This window comes from Mycobacterium europaeum, from assembly GCF_002102155.1.
GTDB classification, from domain to species: Bacteria; Actinomycetota; Actinomycetes; order Mycobacteriales; family Mycobacteriaceae; genus Mycobacterium; species Mycobacterium europaeum.
The window spans coordinates 34,763-52,679 of the sequence record NZ_LQOU01000071.1 but is presented as its reverse complement, the minus strand read 5'-3'; the positions used below and the strand labels follow the sequence as shown (position 1 = coordinate 52,679).

General features: G+C 69.9%; 14 protein-coding genes. 7 read left to right on the top strand and 7 right to left on the bottom strand.

What is annotated here, in order from left to right; genetic code table 11:
• The 3 genes from AWC03_RS26630 to AWC03_RS26620 all read left to right on the top strand — a co-directional run.
• Positions 1 to 800 (top strand): alanine and proline-rich secreted protein Apa (locus AWC03_RS26630; RefSeq protein ID WP_085243691.1); only part of this gene is annotated, 800 nt, incomplete at its 5' end.
• Positions 801 to 931: 131 nt separating this feature from the next.
• Entirely contained in the window at positions 932 to 1,231 is a 300-nt protein-coding gene (locus AWC03_RS26625; protein ID WP_067760758.1) for a GlsB/YeaQ/YmgE family stress response membrane protein, read from the top strand.
• A 48-nt stretch (positions 1,232 to 1,279) separates the two neighbouring features.
• Positions 1,280 to 2,308, top strand: a complete 1,029-nt coding sequence (locus AWC03_RS26620) for a zinc-binding alcohol dehydrogenase family protein (RefSeq protein WP_085243690.1) — start codon at positions 1,280 to 1,282, stop codon at positions 2,306 to 2,308.
• A 5-nt stretch (positions 2,309 to 2,313) separates the two neighbouring features.
• Here AWC03_RS26620 and AWC03_RS26615 read toward each other — a convergent pair whose 3' ends face one another.
• The 3 genes from AWC03_RS26615 to AWC03_RS26605 all read right to left on the bottom strand — a co-directional run bounded on the left by AWC03_RS26615 (position 2,314) and on the right by AWC03_RS26605 (position 6,498).
• Positions 2,314 to 3,075, bottom strand: a complete 762-nt coding sequence (locus AWC03_RS26615; protein WP_085243689.1) for a CPBP family intramembrane glutamic endopeptidase — start codon at positions 3,073 to 3,075, stop codon at positions 2,314 to 2,316.
• Between the two features lie 101 nt (positions 3,076 to 3,176).
• Entirely contained in the window at positions 3,177 to 5,546 is a 2,370-nt protein-coding gene (locus tag AWC03_RS26610) for a phosphoketolase family protein (RefSeq protein ID WP_085243688.1), read from the bottom strand.
• A 103-nt stretch (positions 5,547 to 5,649) separates the two neighbouring features.
• Positions 5,650 to 6,498 (bottom strand): SDR family oxidoreductase, encoded by an 849-nt coding sequence (locus tag AWC03_RS26605; RefSeq protein ID WP_085243687.1) that lies wholly within the window; start codon positions 6,496 to 6,498, stop codon positions 5,650 to 5,652.
• Between the two features lie 111 nt (positions 6,499 to 6,609).
• On the opposite strand from AWC03_RS26605, the gene AWC03_RS26600 reads away from it, so the two are divergent.
• On the top strand, positions 6,610 to 7,119 hold the full coding sequence (locus AWC03_RS26600) for a GNAT family N-acetyltransferase (protein ID WP_085243686.1): 510 nt from the start codon (positions 6,610 to 6,612) through the stop codon (positions 7,117 to 7,119).
• A gap of 26 nt (positions 7,120 to 7,145) precedes the next feature.
• On the opposite strand, the gene AWC03_RS26595 is transcribed toward AWC03_RS26600, so the two are convergent.
• The 3 genes from AWC03_RS26595 to AWC03_RS26585 form a co-directional block, all read right to left on the bottom strand.
• Positions 7,146 to 7,643, bottom strand: a complete 498-nt coding sequence (locus AWC03_RS26595; RefSeq protein WP_085243685.1) for a DUF427 domain-containing protein — start codon at positions 7,641 to 7,643, stop codon at positions 7,146 to 7,148.
• 38 nt (positions 7,644 to 7,681) lie between these two features.
• Entirely contained in the window at positions 7,682 to 9,274 is a 1,593-nt protein-coding gene (locus AWC03_RS26590) for an alkaline phosphatase family protein (RefSeq protein ID WP_249025979.1), read from the bottom strand.
• A 186-nt stretch (positions 9,275 to 9,460) separates the two neighbouring features.
• Entirely contained in the window at positions 9,461 to 10,378 is a 918-nt protein-coding gene (locus tag AWC03_RS26585) for an undecaprenyl-diphosphate phosphatase (protein ID WP_085243683.1), read from the bottom strand.
• A gap of 168 nt (positions 10,379 to 10,546) precedes the next feature.
• Between AWC03_RS26585 and AWC03_RS26580 the strand changes: the two genes are divergently transcribed.
• From AWC03_RS26580 to AWC03_RS26570, 3 genes are all read left to right on the top strand, one after another.
• Complete coding sequence (locus AWC03_RS26580) at positions 10,547 to 12,940, top strand: CoA transferase (RefSeq protein WP_420845703.1); 2,394 nt, start codon at positions 10,547 to 10,549, stop codon at positions 12,938 to 12,940.
• 45 nt (positions 12,941 to 12,985) lie between these two features.
• Complete coding sequence (locus AWC03_RS26575) at positions 12,986 to 14,470, top strand: acetyl-CoA acetyltransferase (protein ID WP_085243682.1); 1,485 nt, start codon at positions 12,986 to 12,988, stop codon at positions 14,468 to 14,470.
• A 110-nt stretch (positions 14,471 to 14,580) separates the two neighbouring features.
• Complete coding sequence (locus AWC03_RS26570; protein WP_085243681.1) at positions 14,581 to 16,692, top strand: NAD-dependent epimerase/dehydratase family protein; 2,112 nt, start codon at positions 14,581 to 14,583, stop codon at positions 16,690 to 16,692.
• On the opposite strand, the gene AWC03_RS26565 is transcribed toward AWC03_RS26570, so the two are convergent.
• Positions 16,681 to 17,913 (bottom strand): NAD(P)/FAD-dependent oxidoreductase, encoded by a 1,233-nt coding sequence (locus AWC03_RS26565; RefSeq protein WP_085243698.1) that lies wholly within the window; start codon positions 17,911 to 17,913, stop codon positions 16,681 to 16,683. The genes AWC03_RS26570 and AWC03_RS26565 overlap by 12 nt on opposite strands.
• Positions 17,914 to 17,917 lie beyond the last annotated feature (4 nt).

Sequence of the window (17,917 nt, the reverse complement as noted above, 5' to 3'; positions counted from 1 at the left end):
GGCCGGCGGCGACCGATCCCAACGCACCGCCCCCGCCGCCGGCCGATCCGAACGCCCCGCCGCCGCCTCCCGTCGACCCGAACGCCGGCCGGGTCGCCAACGCCGTGGGCGGCTTCAGCTACGTCCTGCCCCCGGGCTGGGTGGAGTCGGACGCATCCCACCTCGACTACGGGTCGGCGCTGCTGAGCAAGACGACCGGGCCGCCGCCGATGCCCGACCAGCCGCCGCCCGTCGCCAACGACACGCGCATCGTGATGGGCCGGCTGGACCAGAAGCTCTACGCCAGCGCCGAAGCCAACAACGCCAAGGCCGCGGTCCGCCTCGGTTCGGACATGGGTGAGTTCTTCCTGCCGTATCCGGGCACCCGGATCAACCAGGAAGCGACGCCGCTCACCGGTGCCAACGGCATCACCGGCAGCGCCTCCTACTACGAGGTCAAGTTCAGCGACGCGTCCAAGCCCAACGGGCAGATCTGGACCGGCGTGGTCGGGATGCCCTCGACGAGCACCTCCAACGCCGGGCCACCGCAGCGCTGGTTCGTGGTGTGGCTCGGGACGGCCAACGACCCGGTGGACAAGGGTGCGGCCAAGGCGCTGGCCGAGTCGATCCAGCCCTGGGCGGCCCCGGCCGCGCCGGCGCCTGGAACCGCGCCGGCGCCGGGTGCCCAACCCGCGCCAGAGGCTCCGGCTCCCGGTGCTCCGGCACCCGCGCCCGCTCCGGCGCCCGCGCCGGCCCCGGCTCCGGCGGGAGAGATCAGCCCGACCCCCACGCCGGCACCTCAGCGGACGCAATCGGCCTGACAGCCCCAGACGGGGCCTCAGTTGGCGGGTCAACCGTCGCCGAATCGCGCCCTTTTCCGTTACGCAAAGCGGGTATACCGAAGTGACGGCCCAGCAACTAGCTGGGCTTTGCCAGCGATAAGGAGACCCGCATGGACGTCATGGCAGCTACCGAATATCTGGCCCGCTCAACCACGTTCACGAGCGTCGGCATCATCGGTTACATCATCATCGGCGGTCTGGCGGGTGCGCTCGCCAGCAAGATCATCCGGGGCAGCGGCGCCGGCATCCTGATGGACATCGTGATCGGCATCATCGGCGCACTGATCGGCGGCTTCATCCTGAGCTTCTTCGTCAACACCGCGGGTGGCGGCCTGATCTTCACCTTCTTCACCGCGCTGCTGGGGTCGCTGATCCTGCTCTGGATCGTCGGCATGGTGCGGCGGACCTGATCGCGGTAACCGCGTTGCGGCCGTGGTGGTTGGCGGGATGATGGACGAATGGCTCCACCGCTGACCACCACGACCATGCGGGCGTGGCGGGTGCGCCGGCCCGGACCGATGGACACCGACCCGCTCGAACAAGTCACCACGGACGTGCCCCGCCCCGGGCCGTCGGAGTTGCTGGTCGCCGTGCGCGCCTGCGGGGTGTGCCGCACCGACCTGCACGTCACCGAGGGCGACCTTCCCGTGCATCGCGACCGTGTCACACCCGGCCACGAGGTGGTGGGGGAGGTCGTCGAGGTCGGATCCGAGGCCGGCGACACGTTCCGGGTGGGCGACCGGGTGGGCATCGCCTGGCTACGCCACACCTGCGGTGTGTGCAAGTACTGCCGCCGCGGCGACGAGAACCTGTGCCCGCAGTCCCGCTACACCGGCTGGGACGCCGACGGCGGTTACGCCGAATTCGCCACCGTCCCCGCCGCTTTCGCGCACCCCCTGCCGGCCGGATACAGCGACGCCGAGCTGGCGCCGTTGCTGTGCGCCGGCATCATCGGGTACCGCTCCCTGCTGCGCGCGGAGCTGCCACCCGGCGGACGGCTGGGGCTCTACGGCTTCGGCGGAAGCGCCCACATCACCGCGCAGGTCGCGTTGGCGCAGGGCGCCGAGGTGCACGTGATGACCCGCGGGGCCGAGGCGCGTGAGCTGGCGATGCAGCTGGGCGCCGCCTCGGCGCAGGGCGCGGCCGATCCGCCACCGGTGCCGCTGGATGCGGCGATCCTGTTCGCGCCGGTCGGTGAACTGGTGCTGCCCGCCCTCGAAGGGCTGGACCGCGGCGGCACCCTGGCGATCGCCGGCATTCACCTCTCCGACATTCCGCCGCTCAACTACCAGCGTCATCTGTTCCAGGAACGCCAGGTCCGCTCGGTCACGTCCAACACCCGGGCCGACGCGCGAGCGTTCCTCGCGTTCGCGGGCGAACACCACATCGAGGTGACCACGCCGGAATACCCGCTGGACCAAGCGGATCGCGCGTTGGCCGACCTGAGCGCGGGCCGCATCGCAGGCGCGGCTGTGCTGCTGGTGTGAGGGCCTCAGGCCGTCAGGTGCCAGACCAGGGCGGCGGCCAGCGCCCCGAGCCCGTTCAGCGACCAGTGCAGCGCGATCGGCGCGATCAGGCTGCCGCTGCGGCGGCGTAACCAGCTGAAGACGAAGCCGGCCGCTCCCGTGGCCAGCACGGCCCCGGTCACCCCGGCCAGCATCCCGACGAAGCCGCCGCCGAACAGCCGGGTGAACCCGACGTTGCTGCTGGTGAGCCCGAGCGACGTCGCGACATGCCAGAGGCCGAACAGCAGCGAACCCGCCAGGGCGACCCCGCGGAAACCCCAGGCCCGGTGCAGCGCACCGTGCAGCACGCCGCGAAAGGCCAGCTCCTCCGGGATCACGGTTTGCAGCGGGATGATCACCATCGAGGCGATCAGCGCGCCGGAGACCGTGGCGTACCGGTGGTTCAAGAACATCGGCCGGGTCATCGGGAGCAGCACCCCAACGGCGATCACCGAGGCGACGACGACGACCGCGGCCAGCGCATAGATCAGGCCCGATTTCCAGTGGTCGCGCCCCAACCCCAGGTCGGCCCACTCCAGACCGTTGGCGCGCATCAGGAAGACCAGGCCCACGGCCGCGGCGGGAACCGTCGCAACGCTGGCCCACGGCGTGGTGAAGTGCGCGATCAGGTTCGTCAACACCAGCACCGCTACGACGACGACGATGTCGAGATGGACCCGGAACCTGTGCAGCGCCCAGAGCTGCGAAAGCACCGGATGGGTGTCGGCTGTCCCGGTGGCGTCGAGCATCCGACCAGTCTACCGGCGGCCCGCGCCGCCGGCGGTGCGTCGAGATCGCCGTCCGGGTCGTGCCTTGCGACCCGGACGCGACCGTGGCGGCAATCTCGCCGTCAAGCCTCCCAGGTCCAGCCCGCGATCTGCGGGTCGTCCTCGCCGTGCTCGCGGGTGTAGATCCGCGCGGCGAGCCGGGCGTCGACCATCCGCTGGCGCAGCTCGGCGGCCCGGCTGGCCAACCCGTCGACCCGGTCGATGACATCCATGACCAGGTGGAACCGGTCGAGGTCGTTCAGCATCACCATGTCGAACGGCGTCGTCGTGGTGCCGCGCTCCTTGAACCCGCGCACGTGGATGTGCGGGTGGTTGGTGCGGCGATAGGTGAGCCGGTGGATCAACCAGGGGTAGCCGTGGTAGGCGAAGACCACCGGCTTGTCGCGGGTGAACAGCGCGTCGAACTCCCGGTCGGGCAAGCCGTGCGGGTGCTCGGATTCCGGCTGCAGCCGCATCAGGTCGACGACGTTGACCACCCGGACCGCCAGTTCGGGCAGTTCGCGGCGCAGGATGTCGGCGGCGGCCAGGGTTTCCAGCGTCGGGATGTCGCCGGCGCAGGCCAGCACGACGTCGGGTTCTCCGGTGGCCGAGCTCGCCCACGGCCAGATGCCCAGCCCGCGCGCGCAGTGCGCGATCGCCTGATCCATGTCCAGGTAGGCCAGCGCCGGCTGCTTGCCGGCGACGATGACGTTGACGTAATTGCGGCTGCGCAGGCAGTGGTCGGCGACCGACAGCAGCGTGTTGCCGTCCGGCGGCAGGTATACCCGGGTCAGCTCGGCCCTCTTGTTGGCCACCAGGTCGATGAAGCCGGGGTCCTGGTGCGACGCGCCGTTGTGATCCTGGCGCCACACGTGCGAGGAGAGCAGGTAGTTCAGCGACGCGATCGGCCGCCGCCACGGCAGTTCCCGGCTGGTGGCCAGCCACTTGGCATGCTGGTTGAGCATCGAGTCGACGATGTGCACGAACGCCTCGTAGCAGTTGAACAGGCCATGGCGCCCGGTCAGCAGGTAGCCCTCCAGCCAGCCCTGGCACAGGTGCTCGGAGAGCACCTCCATCACCCGGCCGTCCGGGGCCAGGTTCTCGTCGTCGGGCCCGAGCTCGGAGAGCCAGACCTTGGCCGTCGACCCGTACACGGCGTCCAGCCGGTTGGAGGCGGTCTCGTCGGGCCCCATCAACCGGAAGCGGTCGCGGTTGCGGGCGATGACGTCCCGCAGGAAGGTGCCCAGCACCCGGGTGGCCTCGTGGGTCTCCGCCGCCGGCCGCGATACCCGAACCGCGTAGTCGCGGAAGTCGGGCAGGTCGAGGTCGTGCAGCAGCAGGCCGCCATTAGCGTGCGGGTTGGCGCTCATCCGGCGATCGCCGCCGGGTGCCAGCGCCCGCAGCTCGGCGCGCAGCCTGCCGTCGCCGTCGAAAAGCTCCTCGGGGCGGTAGCTGCGCAGCCACTCCTCGAGCTGCGCCCGGTGCTGGGGGTTGTCGTGGGTCTCGGCGAGCGGAACCTGATGCGCTCGCCAGGTGCCCTCGACCTTCTTGCCGTCAACCACCTTCGGGCCGGTCCAGCCCTTCGGCGTACGCAGCACGATCATCGGCCACACGGGCCGCTCGACACTGTCGCCGCTGCGGGCGGCGTCTTGGATGTCCGCGATGTCGTCGAAGGCGTCGTCGAGGGCGGCGGCCAGCTGGCGATGCACGTCGGCGGGGTCGTCGCCGGCGACCGTGATGGGCCGGTAGCCGTAGCCGCGCAGCAGTGATTCCAGTTCGGGGTGGGGGATCCGCGCCAGGACGGTGGGGTTGGCGATCTTGTAGCCGTTGAGCTGCAGAATGGGCAGCACCGCGCCGTCGGTGACCGGGTTGAGGAACTTGTTGGAGTGCCAGCTGGCGGCCAGCGGGCCGGTCTCGGCCTCGCCGTCGCCGATCACGCAGGCCACGACCAGGTCAGGGTTGTCGAAGGCCGCGCCGTAGGCGTGCACCAGCGCGTAGCCGAGCTCACCGCCCTCGTGGATGGAGCCGGGCGTCTGGGCGGCCACATGGCTGGGGATGCCGCCGGGAAAGGAGAACTGGCGGAACAACTTTCGCAGGCCGTCGGCATCCTCCTCGATGCCGGTGTACACCTCGCTGTAGGTGCCCTCCAGATAGGCGTTGGCGACCAGCGCGGGACCGCCGTGGCCGGGCCCGGTGACGTAGATGACGCTGGCGTCCCGGTTGCGGATGATCCGGTTCAGGTGCGCGTAGATCAGGTTCAGCGCCGGGGTGGTGCCCCAGTGTCCCAGCAGACGCGGTTTGACGTGCGCGGGCGACAGCGGCTCGGTCAGCAGCGGATTGTCCAGCAGGTAGATCTGCCCGACCGACACGTAGTTGGCCGCGCGCCAGTACGCGTTGATCAGGTCGAGTTGGTCGTCGGTCAGTGCAGCGGTGGTCGGGGTTTGGAGGCTCACCCCGCCGATTGTCCGCGCCCGCGGTGAACGGCGCCCGACGCGGCGCTCATTCCTGATGGCGGCGACCCGCTTCACCCGGCTCCGCCGCGCTCGCGATCGCCGACTACTCTTCGCCGCGGGCCCGCGACTCGTAGGCTTGGCGCTGCCGGGCGTCGACGTGGTCGGTGAAGACGTGCTCGCCGCCGAGGGCGCGGTTCAGCCCCTCGGACAGCGCGCGCGGCATGAATTTCTGCGACGCGATGATCGCGCCGGCCGTCTTGGTGACCCGGACCCGCGGCCGGGGATGCGCGACCAGCCTGACGATCGCCTCGGCGATGTCGGACGGCTCGGCGTTCTTGATGCCCTTGGCCCCGGAGGTGCCGGCGATCAGTTCGGTGTTGACGAAGGTGGGCATGACGATCGAGAACTTCACGCCCGACAAGCGATTCTCGATCCGCGCGGCGTCGGTGAACCCGATGACGGCGTGCTTGCTGGCGCAGTAGGTGGCCGCGCCGGCGATGTACGTCTCACCGGCCAGCGAGGCGACGTTGATGACGTGGCCGGCGCGGCGGGGAGCCATGCGCCGCACCGCCAGTTTGCTGCCCAGGATCACGCCGTAGACGTTGATGTCGAGGACGCGCCGGGTCACGGCGTCGGGCTCGTCGATGACGAGGCCGAGCGGCATGATCCCGGCGTTGTTGACCAGCACGTCGATCGGGCCGAGTTGGCGCTCGACCTCGTCGAGGAACTCCGCGAACGAGTGTGGGTCGGTGACGTCGAGTTTGCCGTAAACGTCCAGGCCGAGCGCGGTGCCGGATTCCTTCACCCGCACCTCGTCGACGTCGCCGATCGCGACCTTGGCGCCGAGATTGTGCAGCGCGGTCGCGGTGGCCAGCCCGATGCCGCGGGCGCCGCCGGTGATCACGACGACCTTGCCGCGCACCTTCAGGCCGATCGATGCCGTGTCTGCCATTGCCCAAACCCTCCGAATTCTTGACGGGTGTCAACTGAGCACCGCGCTAAGCACAGCACCCGACGGCGGGCTTGCGCAACAACCCGCCCGCCGAGCCCCGATACTGCAACGATGACCGAGGTGCGGGCGGCGGTACCGGCGGACGCCCACGAGGTGGCCGGCCTGCACGCCCGGTCCTGGCGGGTGGCCTACCGGGGGCTCATCGCCGAGGACTACCTGGACAGTCTGAGCCCGGAGGCGTTGGTCGACCGTTACACCTTCGGCCGCGTCGGCCTGCGGATGCCGTCCACCCTGGTCGCGGTCGACGGGCCGGCGATTCGCGGTTTCGCCACCGCGGGGCTGTGCCGCGACGGCGACCTGCCGAACTTCGGTGAGCTGATGGCGCTCTACGTCGACCCGGACCATGTGGCGACGGGGCTGGGGCGTCTGCTCATGTCGGCCGCCCGCGGGCGGTTGCGGTCGATCGGTGTGACGGGCGCGGTGCTGTGGGTGCTGGACGCGAACACCCCCGCGCGGCACTTCTACGAGCGCGACGGTTGGTGGCCCGACGGGGGTAGGCGCTCAGCGGCTTTCGGCGACCAAACGCTGCGGTTGGTGCGCTATCGGCGACAGCCGTTATGACGACGGCGGCGCGACCGCCGACCCGGTCACCAACCCGCCGAACCGGGCCCGCCTTTGAACGGGCCGGTCACCCAGCTGGTGATCCAGCCGCCATAGAAGCCGCCCGGTTGGGGCACGACGACCTCTCCGTTGACCGTGCAGCGGTCGACGTTGCCCGCCATGACCGCGATCGCCCCGCCGATCTGTTCGAATCCCGGCGTCGGGTCCGGGTAGCTCCAGGCGGATTTCGGGGCGACGACGCCGCCGCCGATGAGGTCGTAATACGTTGCCCGGCCTTTCCATTCGCACCAGGAGCTTCCGGGCGCCGCGCGCAGCGCCCCGTCGGCGAACGCCTCGCGTGGCAGGTAATAGGTCGGCGGATGACTGGTCTCGAGCACCCGCCAGGCGCGCGGGGTAGACGCGATGACTTCACCGCCCAGCTCGACGGTGATCCGACCGGTGAACGGCTCGACGCGCGGTGGGCGCGGGTAATCCCACACCGACTCCTTCCGGGGTTCGGTGCCCGCGGGGCCGGTTCGACTCATCCGTCCTCAGCTCGACTCGTCGGTGTCCCGGGTACGGCCTACGGCCAGTACTCGTTCATCGGCTGAGCGTACTTGTCGTTGTTGGTCAGCCGGGGAAGTTGCAGGGAGTCCTCGATGGTGCGCAGCAGGCTGTAGTGGTTGTTGTGCGAGGTCGACACCAAATGCCCTTGACGCATACCGGAATTCGGTGACGGGATGACGATCATGGGAATGTGGTTGCCCTCGTTACCGAGGGTCAGGGACAGGTTGTTGAAGTCTTCGTCCCAGGTGATGAAGATGGCGCTGCGTTGGGTCTGAAAGGCCGGTGAATTCACGATGGTGGGCAATACCTGCTGCAGAAACTGGTCGCCGGCCTTGATGTTGTATTGATGAGACGTGAGCTCACTGCCGACGAAGCGGAGGTTGATCGGCCCTTCCATGTTGTTGTTCTCGTCCGCGGCGAACCACACGAAGTTCGGGGTGGTGGAGGTCAAAGCGAGATCGGTGGCCATCCGCGTCAACGGCAGCACGTGCGCCTGGCAGCGGGCCGCATTGGAGACGATGTCGTGGAAGGCCAAAAAGGGCAACTCGCCGGGGCTGTACGGACCGCTCGAGGCCGTCGCGCACGGGCCGGGCATGGACTGCTCGTAGCTGGCCCACGTCTTGCCCGCCGCCTCGAGCGAGTCGGCCAGGTTCGGCGCGTCGAAGCAGTTCATTTCGCAGTTGTAGTTGGCGCCGAAGTCGGATCCCCCGAGGATCGGGTAGTAATTCGGCAGGCTCGGGTGGGTCAGGGCGAAGTAGTTGGACCCGTACCCGTACGAGCTGATGAGGCTGTTGATGTACGGCGCATTGGGGCTGCCCACAACGTCTTTCACGCCGTGGTTCTCCATGTAGACCAGGAACACGTGATCGAGCGGCCTCACGGTCGACGCGGGCGGGGCGGGCGGCGGCGGCGCGGGCAAGGGGGCGCCGATGGTGAAGGAGAGGTTGTCGGCGTAGGAGTGGTTGTAGGCCCCGCCCGCCCAGTGGGTGTCCTTGAAGGTGACGGTGACGCGTGCGCTGCGGGTGCCCACCGGCACCGTCCCGGTGGTGTCGCGTTCGACCAGCTCGGTCTGGAACCCGCGCTGGAGTATCGAGACCGGCCCGATTGTGCCTGTGCCCAAGGGCAATTGGCTGGCGGCCAGGAAGTCGACGGTGGCCGACGCCTCCGACAGTTCCAGCTTGTTGCCGCCGAGCCAGCCGCTCAGCGTGAAGGGCACGGTGCCGGTGTCGATGGCCGCCGCCGCACCGCTGAGGTCGACGACTTGGGTGAGTGTGGACGTCGCCACGTTGCCACCGCCGAAATACTGCATGCCGCCGTCGGGCGGCCCATGCTGGGCGGCCGGGAATGCCAGGAACTTCGGCATCGTCGGCCCCGGCGACCCGAGCGGCGAGGGCAGCCGCACCAACGTGTTGTATTTGATCACGGTCGGCGTGCCGGTCGGGATCCAGCCCGGTATCGTCACCCCGCTGTAACCGGACAACGACGGGTCGCCGAGCTCGGCGCCCGGGTTGACCAACAGATTCGGGCTCATCGTGGCGGCGGCGGGCGCCTTGGGCGCCGTGACCGTCGACAGCACCAGCAGGGCGGCCCCGACGGTGGCGCCGGCCACGCGACAAAGGCGACAGAACATTCAGGCTTCACCTCTGTGGTCGAGACGCCGCGCATTTGCTCCGTCGATGGTGAGCTACGCCACGCTCAACTCATACGCTGTTGCGCGAACCGATACCCAGCGGTTGCCATTCGGTGACCGAGCCGGTGAGGCGATGTCAGGAGAAGTCGTGTACGAGGTCGCCCGTCAGCCGACGGCGAGCCACACCAGGCCGGCACCGCCGGCCACGGCGCAGTAGACGGCGAACGGGGTGAGCGTGCGGGTCTGAAAGTACTGCGTCAGGAACCGCACGGCGAGGTAGGCACAGACGAAGGACGCGACGCTGCCGGCCAGCACCTGGCCGTGGATTCCGGTGGCGCGGGGCCCGAACAGTTCCGGGATCTTGTACACGCCTGCGGCCAGGATGATGGGCGTGGCCAGCAGGAAGGAGAACCGGGCGGCGTCCTCGTGGGACAGGCCGCGCCACAGGCCCGCCACCATGGTGATTCCCGAGCGGCTGATGCCGGGCAGCAGGGCCAGGATCTGCGCGGCGCCGATCAGGATGCCGCGGCGCAGGGGGAGTTGGGCCAGGCGGTTGTCAACGGCCTCGCCGGTGTGCCCGCGCTGTTCCTCCGGCGGCTGTTCCCGGTCGGGTGCGGGGGCGACGCGCCGGCGCAGCACCTCTCCCGCGTACAGGGCGATGCCGTTGAGCACCAGGAAGATTGCCGCGGGAACGGGCTTGCCCAGCGTGGTGCGGAATGTCCGTTCCAGGACCAGCCCGGCCAGCCCGACCGGGATGGTGGCCCCGACGATCAGCCAGGCGAGCCGCTCATCGGGGGTCTGGATGCGGCGATACCGCAGCGAGGACACGAATCCGGTCACGATGCGCAGCCAATCCCGCCAGAAGAAGACCAGCAGCGCGGCGGCGGTGGCCACGTGCAGCCCGACGATGAAGGCCAGGTAGGGCGACTCGGGCGCGGAGACGCTCAGGTCTTGCGCCCACCGGCCGCCGACCACCGCGGGCACCAACACCGCGTGCCCGAGGCTCGAGACCGGGAACAGCTCGGTGACGCCCTGGAAAGCGCCGACCACCACGGCCTCCATGTAGGTCAGGTGCGCGCTCATGTGGGATGCCTCCGTCGGATCGTTGTGGCGGATACGGCCTCGCCGATCGGCCTGTGACGATAGCCGACGGCGCATTCGCCCGCTCAATCAGCTTGCCCGGTCGCCTTTTCGGTGGGTCGGGCGGCGGCGGGCCCGGCCGGGCCCCGCACCGGCGGGTACCGTGTGCTGATGGCTGACGGGTTGCTCGACGCCGTGCGCGTCCTCGACTTGTCGAGCGGTAACGGCGACGCGGTGACGCGGCTGTTCGCCGACTTGGGCGCCGACGTGCTCAAGGTGGAACCCCCGAGCGGAAGCCCGGCGCGCGACACGCCGCCGACGCTGTCCGGTGCCAGCATTCCGTTTGCTGTGCACAACGCCAACAAGCGCAGTGTGGTGCTGGACCCGTTCGACGAGGACGACTGTGCCGTGTTCCTCGACCTGGCCGCGCAGGCCGACATCGTCGTCGACGATGGTTTCTACGGCGAGGCACCCACGTTCGGGACGTCGGTCGAGGAGCTGGCCGCCCAGCACCCGCACCTGGTGGTGTTGTCCATCACCGACTTCGGGGCGACGGGCCCACGGTCGTTGTGGCGGGCCACCGATCCGGTGCTGTACGCGATGTGCGGCTCGCTGGCGCGATCGGGCCCCACCACGGGCACCCCGGTGTTGCCGCCGGACGGTATCGCGTCGGCCACCGCCGCCGTCCAGGCCGCCTGGGCGACACTCGTTGCTTATTACAGCCGATTGCATTGCGGCACCGGTGAATTCATCGACTTTTCGCGCTTCGACGCGGTCGTCATGTCGCTTGACCCGGCGTTCGGGGCGCACGGGCAGGCCGCCGCCGGCATTCGCCGCGCCGGCCAGTGGCGGGGGCGCCCGAAGAATCAGGACGCCTACCCGATCTACGCGTGCCGGGACGGCTACGTCCGGCTCTGCGTGATGGCACCGCGCCAGTGGCGGGGACTGCGGCGCTGGCTGGGCGAGCCGGAAGATTTCCAGGACCCGAAATACGACGTGATCGGCGCGCGCTTCGCCGCGTGGCCACAGATCAGCGAGTTGGTCCAGGCGCTGTTCGCGGGGCAGACCATGAAGGATCTGGTGAGCGCGGGACAGGCGCACGGGGTGCCGATCGCCGCGGTGCTGACGCCGTCGTGGGCGATGGGTTCCGAGCACTTTCGGGCGGTGGGGGCGATCACCGACGCCGAGCTCGTCCCGGGCGTGCGGGCCAGCGTCCCCACCGGGTACTTCGTCGTCGATGGGCGCCACGCGGGCTTTCGCAGCCCGGCGCCCGCCCTCGGCCAGGACGGACCGGGATGGCGCGGCAACCCCGCCGTGGTGCCGTCGCCCTCCGGCCGCGTCGGCGATTATCCGTTTGCGGGGGTGCGCATCCTGGACCTGGGCATCATCGTCGCCGGCGGCGAGCTCAGCCGGCTGTTCGGTGATCTGGGCGCCGAGGTCATCAAGATAGAGAGCGCCGAGTACCCGGACGGGCTGCGGCAGGCCCGCGCCGGGGAGGCGATGAGCGAGTCGTTCGCCTGGACCCACCGCAACCACCTGGCGATGGGCCTGGATCTGCGCAGCCCCGCGGGCAAGGAGGTGTTCACCCGGTTGGTCGCGGAGTCCGACGCCGTCTTCGCCAACTTCAAGCCGGGAACGCTTACCGCTCTTGGCTTTTCCTACGACGAACTGCGTGCCGTCAACCCGCGGGTCGTGCTGGCCGAGAGCAGCGCCTACGGCGACCAGGGCCCGTGGAGCACCCGCATGGGTTACGGGCCACTGGTGCGCGCCGCCACCGGCGTCACCCGGCTGTGGACGGCCGACGATCCGGAGAACCGTGATGACGGTGCGCGCCATGCCTTTTACGACGCCACCACGATCTTTCCCGACCACGTGGTCGGACGGATCACGGCCATCGCGGCGCTGGCCGCGCTGATCCACCGCCACCGGACTGGCGGCGGGTCGCACGTGCACATCTCGCAGGCCGAGGCGGTGATCAACCAGCTCGACGCCGTGTACGTCGCGCAGGCCGCCCTGGACGCGGGCGTGCCCAGGATCTCCGAAGACACCAGCCTGCATGCCGTCTACCCGTGCGCGGGCGAAGACGAATGGTGTGTCATCTCGATCGGTTCCGACGAGGAATGGGGCTGCGCCGCAGGAGTTTTCCAGCACCCGGAATGGGCCGACGACCCGCGGTTCGCCACCGCTGAGGCCCGGCTGGCGAACCGGCGCGAGCTGGTGGAATCGGTGTCGACCTGGACGCGCAGCCGCACCCCGGCGCGGGTGGCCCAGCTACTGCAGTCCTCCGGAGTCGCGGCCGGACCGATGAACCGGCCGCCGGACATCTTGGAGGACCCGCAGCTCGTCGGGCGACAGGTGTATGCCGAGATGCTGCACCCGCTCATCGAACGCCCGCTGCCCGCGGAGACGGGTCCGGCGCCGTTCCAGCACATCCCGCGGGCGCCCCAGCGGCCCGCGCCGCTGCCGGGTCAGGACACCGTCGACCTGTGCCGGAGGCTGCTCGGCATGAGCCCTCAGCAGATCGACCGGCTCGTCACCGAGGGCGTGCTGTTCGGGCCGCCCTGACAGCCGGGGATCCGGTCCGCATCGTCGCCACGCTAGGTTCGGTGTATGACCGTCGACCCCAGGACACCTGTGCTGATCGGCTACGGCCAGGTCAACCACCGCGACGAGATCGACCCGGCGACACGGTCGGTCGAGCCGTTGGATCTGATGGTGGCCGCGGCCCGGCAAGCCGCCGACGCGCGGATCATCGAGGCCGTCGATTCCATCCGCGTGGTGAACATCCTCTCGGCGCACTACCGCGATCCGGGGCTGCTGCTCGGCCAGCGGATCGGCGCCGCCGACTTCACCACGCTCTACAGTCCCGTCGGCGGCAACGTGCCGCAGTCGCTCGTCAACCAGGCGTGCCTGGACATCCAGCGGGGCAGGGCTCGGGTGGTGCTGTTGGCCGGCGCCGAGACCTGGCGGACGCGCAGGGGCCTGCGCGCCAAAGGCGGCAAGCTCGAGTGGACCGCCCAGGACAACTCCGTCCCGATGGCCGAGGTCAGCGGCGAGGACGTCCCGATGGCGGGCGAGGCCGAGATCAGGATTCGGCTGGACCGGCCCGCCTACGTCTACCCACTCTTCGAACAGGCGCTGCGGATCGCGAACGGCGAGTCGGTCGAGCACCACCGCAAGCGCATCGGTGAGCTGTGGGCCCGCTTCAACGCCGTCGCGGTCGACAATCCGCACGCGTGGATCCGCAAACCGGTGACCGCCGAGGAGATCTGCGAGGCCGGCCAGCAGAACCGGATGATCAGCTGGCCGTATACCAAGCTGATGAACTCCAACAACATGGTCGACCAGGGCGCCGCGCTGGTGTTGACCTCGGTGGAGCAGGCAAGGCGCCTGCAGGTCCCCGCCGACCGCTGGATCTACCCGCACGCGGGCACCGACGCCCATGACACCTCGGCCATCGCCGAGCGCGACGAGCTGCACCGCTCTCCGGCCATCCGCATCGCCGGCGGCCGGGCGCTGGAGCTGGCGGGCCTGGGCATCGACGAGGTCGACTATGTCGACCTGTATTCCTGCTTCCCCTCGGCCGTTCAGGTGGCCGCCGCCGAGCTGGGCCTGCCGGTCGACGATCCCGCCCGCCCGCTCACCGTCACCGGAGGTTTGACGTTCGCGGGCGGCCCCTGGAGCAACTATGTGACGCACTCCATCGCCACCATGGCGGAGTTGCTCGCGGCCAATCCCGGGCGGCGCGGCCTGATCACCGCCAACGGCGGCTACCTGACCAAGCACAGCTTCGGCGTGTACAGCACCGAACCGCCCGCCGAGTTCCGTTGGGAGGACGTGCAACCGGCCGTCGACCGAGAGCCCACCCGCGACGCCCTGGTGGAATGGGAAGGTGTCGGCACGGTCGAAGCGTGGACGACGCCGTTCGATCGCGAGGGGCAGCCGGAAAAGGCCTTCTTGGCCGTGCGCACGCCCGATGGCTCGCGGACGCTGGCCCTGATCACCGATAGCGCCGCGGCGCACGCCACCGTGCGCGAAGACATCGGCGGCGCCAAGGTCACCGTCGCCGCCGACGGCTCCGCGGCGCTGCAATAACCCGGCGAAGCCCTTTCCGCCAGTTCAGGGTCCCGTTAGCCCAGTAACGGTCGCGTAGGTCATGCCGTCTTGCCTATTGTTTAGTGTGAGGTCGGGGAGGTGAGACCCGGGTGCATATCCTGGTTACCGACGCCACCGGCGCACTTGGGCGGCTGGTTGCGCGGCAGTTGATCGCTGCCGGGCACACGGTCAGCGGCATTGCTGAGAGCCGACACCCCTGCCTGGACCGCAACGTTGACCTGGTTTGCGCGTCGCTGCGCGATCCGGTCCTGCGGGAGCTCGCCGAGGAAGCCGATGCGGTGATCCACCTGGCCCCCATCGACACCAGCGCGCCCGGCAGCGCCGACATCGAGGGCCTCGCGCACGTGACCGACGTGGCCGCCCGCGCCGGCGCCCGGCTGCTGTTCGTGTCCCAGGCCGCGGGACGGCCGGAACTGTACAAGCCGGCCGAGGAGCTGGTGGCCACCAGCTGGGGTCCCAGCCTGGTCGTCCGAATCGCCCCGCCGGTCGGCCGCCAGCTCGACTGGATGGTGTGCCGGACCGTGGCCACGTTGCTGCGCACCAAGGTCTCCGCGCAGCCGATGCGGGTGCTGCACGTCGACGACCTGGTGCGCTTCCTGTTGTCGTCGCTCAACACCGAGCGCACCGGTGTGGTGGACCTCGCCTCCCCGGACACCGTCAACGTGGTCACCGCGTGGCGGATGCTGCGCTCCGCCGACCCGCGGTCCCGGCTCAACCGGATCCGCAGCTGGCCCCAGCTCATTCCGGACATGGATATCGCTGCGGTGCAAGAGGATTGGTCGTTCGAGTTCGGCTGGCAGGCGCTCGAGGCGGTGGCCGACACGGCCCGCGGCCTCGTCGGGCGCCGGATCGCGGCGGCCGGGGCCACCGGCGACGGCCGCCGACTGGCGCTCCCCGTCGAGGCCGTCCCGCGCACCCACCCTGCCGGCGGGGAACACAGCGCGGCCCCCGAGGGCGTCGAGGGTGAGTTCGACGACCGGGTCGACCCCCGCTTCCCGATCTTCAGTGCGGGCAACCTCGCCGGAGCTCTGCCCGGGCCGCTCACCCCGATCACGCTGGATGTCCAGCTGAGCGGCTTGCGCACGGCGAATCGGGTGCTCGGTCACCTGTTGGCGCTCGGCGGCGTGGTGGGCGAGGAGTGGGGGAACCGGGCCATCGCCGTATTCGGCCATCGGCCCTACGTCGGGGTGTCGGTCAACATGGTCGCCGCGGCCCAGCTGCCGGGCTGGGATCAGGACGCCGTCGCGCGCAACGCCCTGGTCGGCCGGCCGCACCTGGGAGACCCGCTCCCGTTCGGTGAGCCCGCGTTGGCAGGCGGAGCCCTCGGCTCCGTCGCCAAAGCCGTCGTCGCGGGGCGCTCGCTGGTCCTGTTGCGGCACCTCAAGGCGGACACCCGGGCGTACAGCGCGGCCGCCGAAGCCGAACGGCTGGATGCCGCACAGCTGACGGCGCTGCCCGATGCCGGCCTCGAGGTCCGGATTCCCTTGCTGCGCGACCGCATTCACCAGGGCTGGGCCCTCACCGCGCTGTGGTTGATCGACACGGGCGTCACCGCCGCGGCGCTGGAACGCAGCAAGGCGGCGCCCGGCGTGCCCGGCGTGGACATGATCATGGACAGCAGCCGCGTCGAAACGGAGACCGCCCAGCTGGCAGCCGTACTGCGGGCCGACCCGCCGTTGTGCGCGCTGGCCCAGGAAGGCAATCTCGCCAGCATCCGCGCGTTGTCGCCCACCACCGCGGCGGCCGTGGATGCCGCCGTTGGCCGCATCGGGCACCGCGGGCCCGGCGAGGCCGAGTTGGCCAGTCAGACGTATGCCGACGACCCGGGGATGCTGCTCAGGGCGGCCGGGGATGCCGCCGTGGGCGCCGCGGCGTCGACGGAACCGCCGCCGCCGACGCTGGCTCAGCGCCTGGCCGCCGGCGCTCGCGATTCCCGTGAGCTTGCCCACGACACGACTCTGCGATTCACTCATCAACTACGGATGACGCTGCGCGAGTTGGGGTCTCGGCGAGTGGCGGCGGACCTGATGGATGCCGTCGAGGACGTGTACTACCTGACGTGTGACGAGCTGATCACCATGCCGGGCGACGCCAGGCTGCGAATCAAACGCCGCCGCGCCGAACGGGAACGGCTGCAGGCACAGCGCCCGCCAGAGGTCATCGACGGGACATGGACTCCGGTCGAAACGTCAGCCCAATAGCTCGGCCAGCGGGCGCTCGGGATCGGCCAGCTTGCCGGGGTCGACGGAAATCCCGGATCTGATCAGCGCTTTGACGTCTTCGAGCACATCCCAGACGTTGACGTTCATCCCGGCCAGCACCCGGTTGTCGCCGTCGAGCCAGAACGCCACGAACTCACGTCCGGCCATGTCGCCCCGGAAGACCACCCGCTCGAACCCGGCGGCGTGTCCGGCATATTCCATCCCGAGGTCGTACTGGTCGGTGAAGAAATAGGGCAACTCAGCGTATTCGCCCGGCTTGCCGAGCATGCCCGCCACCGCCACCGCGGGCTGCTTGAGCGCATTGGCCCAGTGCTCGGTGCGGATCCGGCCGCCGAACAACGGGTGTTCCGCGGCGGCGATGTCGCCGACCGCATAGATGTCGGGATCGCTGGTGCGCAGCGACGCATCCACCAGCACGCCGCCGTCACCCATGGCGAGCCCGGCCTGTTCGGCGAGTTCGATGTTCGGCTGCGCGCCGACGGCCACCAACACCGCATCGGCGGCAACCGTCGACCCGTCCCGCAGTTTCAGTCCGGTGGCCTTGCCGCCGGTCGTCGTGATCTCCTCCACCTGCGTCTCGAGCCGCAAGTCCACCCGATGGTCGCGATGCAGCTCGGCGAACACTTCGCCCACCCGTTCGCCGAGCGCGGCCGCCAGCGGTTGTTTGGCCGTCTCGACGACGGTCACGTCGACGCCACGCTGGCGGGCAGCGGCGGCCACCTCCAGGCCAATCCACCCGGCTCCCACCACCGCCAGCGAAGACCCTTCGGTCAGAACAGAATTCAGGGCGACGGCGTCGTCGTAGGTGCGCAGATAGTGGACGGCGTCGGCGTCGGCCCCGGGTATCGGCGGGCGCCGGGACGCCGATCCCGTCGCCAGCAGCAGCTTGTCGTACCGCACGCTGGTGCCGTCGGGGAGCGCGACGGCATGGTCGGAGGGGTCCACGGCCGACACCCGCGCGCCGAGTCTCAGGTCGGCATCGTGGTCGCGGTACCAGGCGGAGCTCTGCACAGTGAAATCGGTCAGCGTCTTCTTGCCGGTCAGGTACTCCTTGGAAAGCGGAGGCCGCTCGTAGGGCAGATGTTCCTCGTCGGCGAACAATGTAACTTGCCCGTCAAATCCATTGCCACGCAGTGCTTCTACCGCTTTTGCTCCGGCAAGTCCGCCGCCGATGATGACGAATCTGGTAGAGCCGGCCATGATC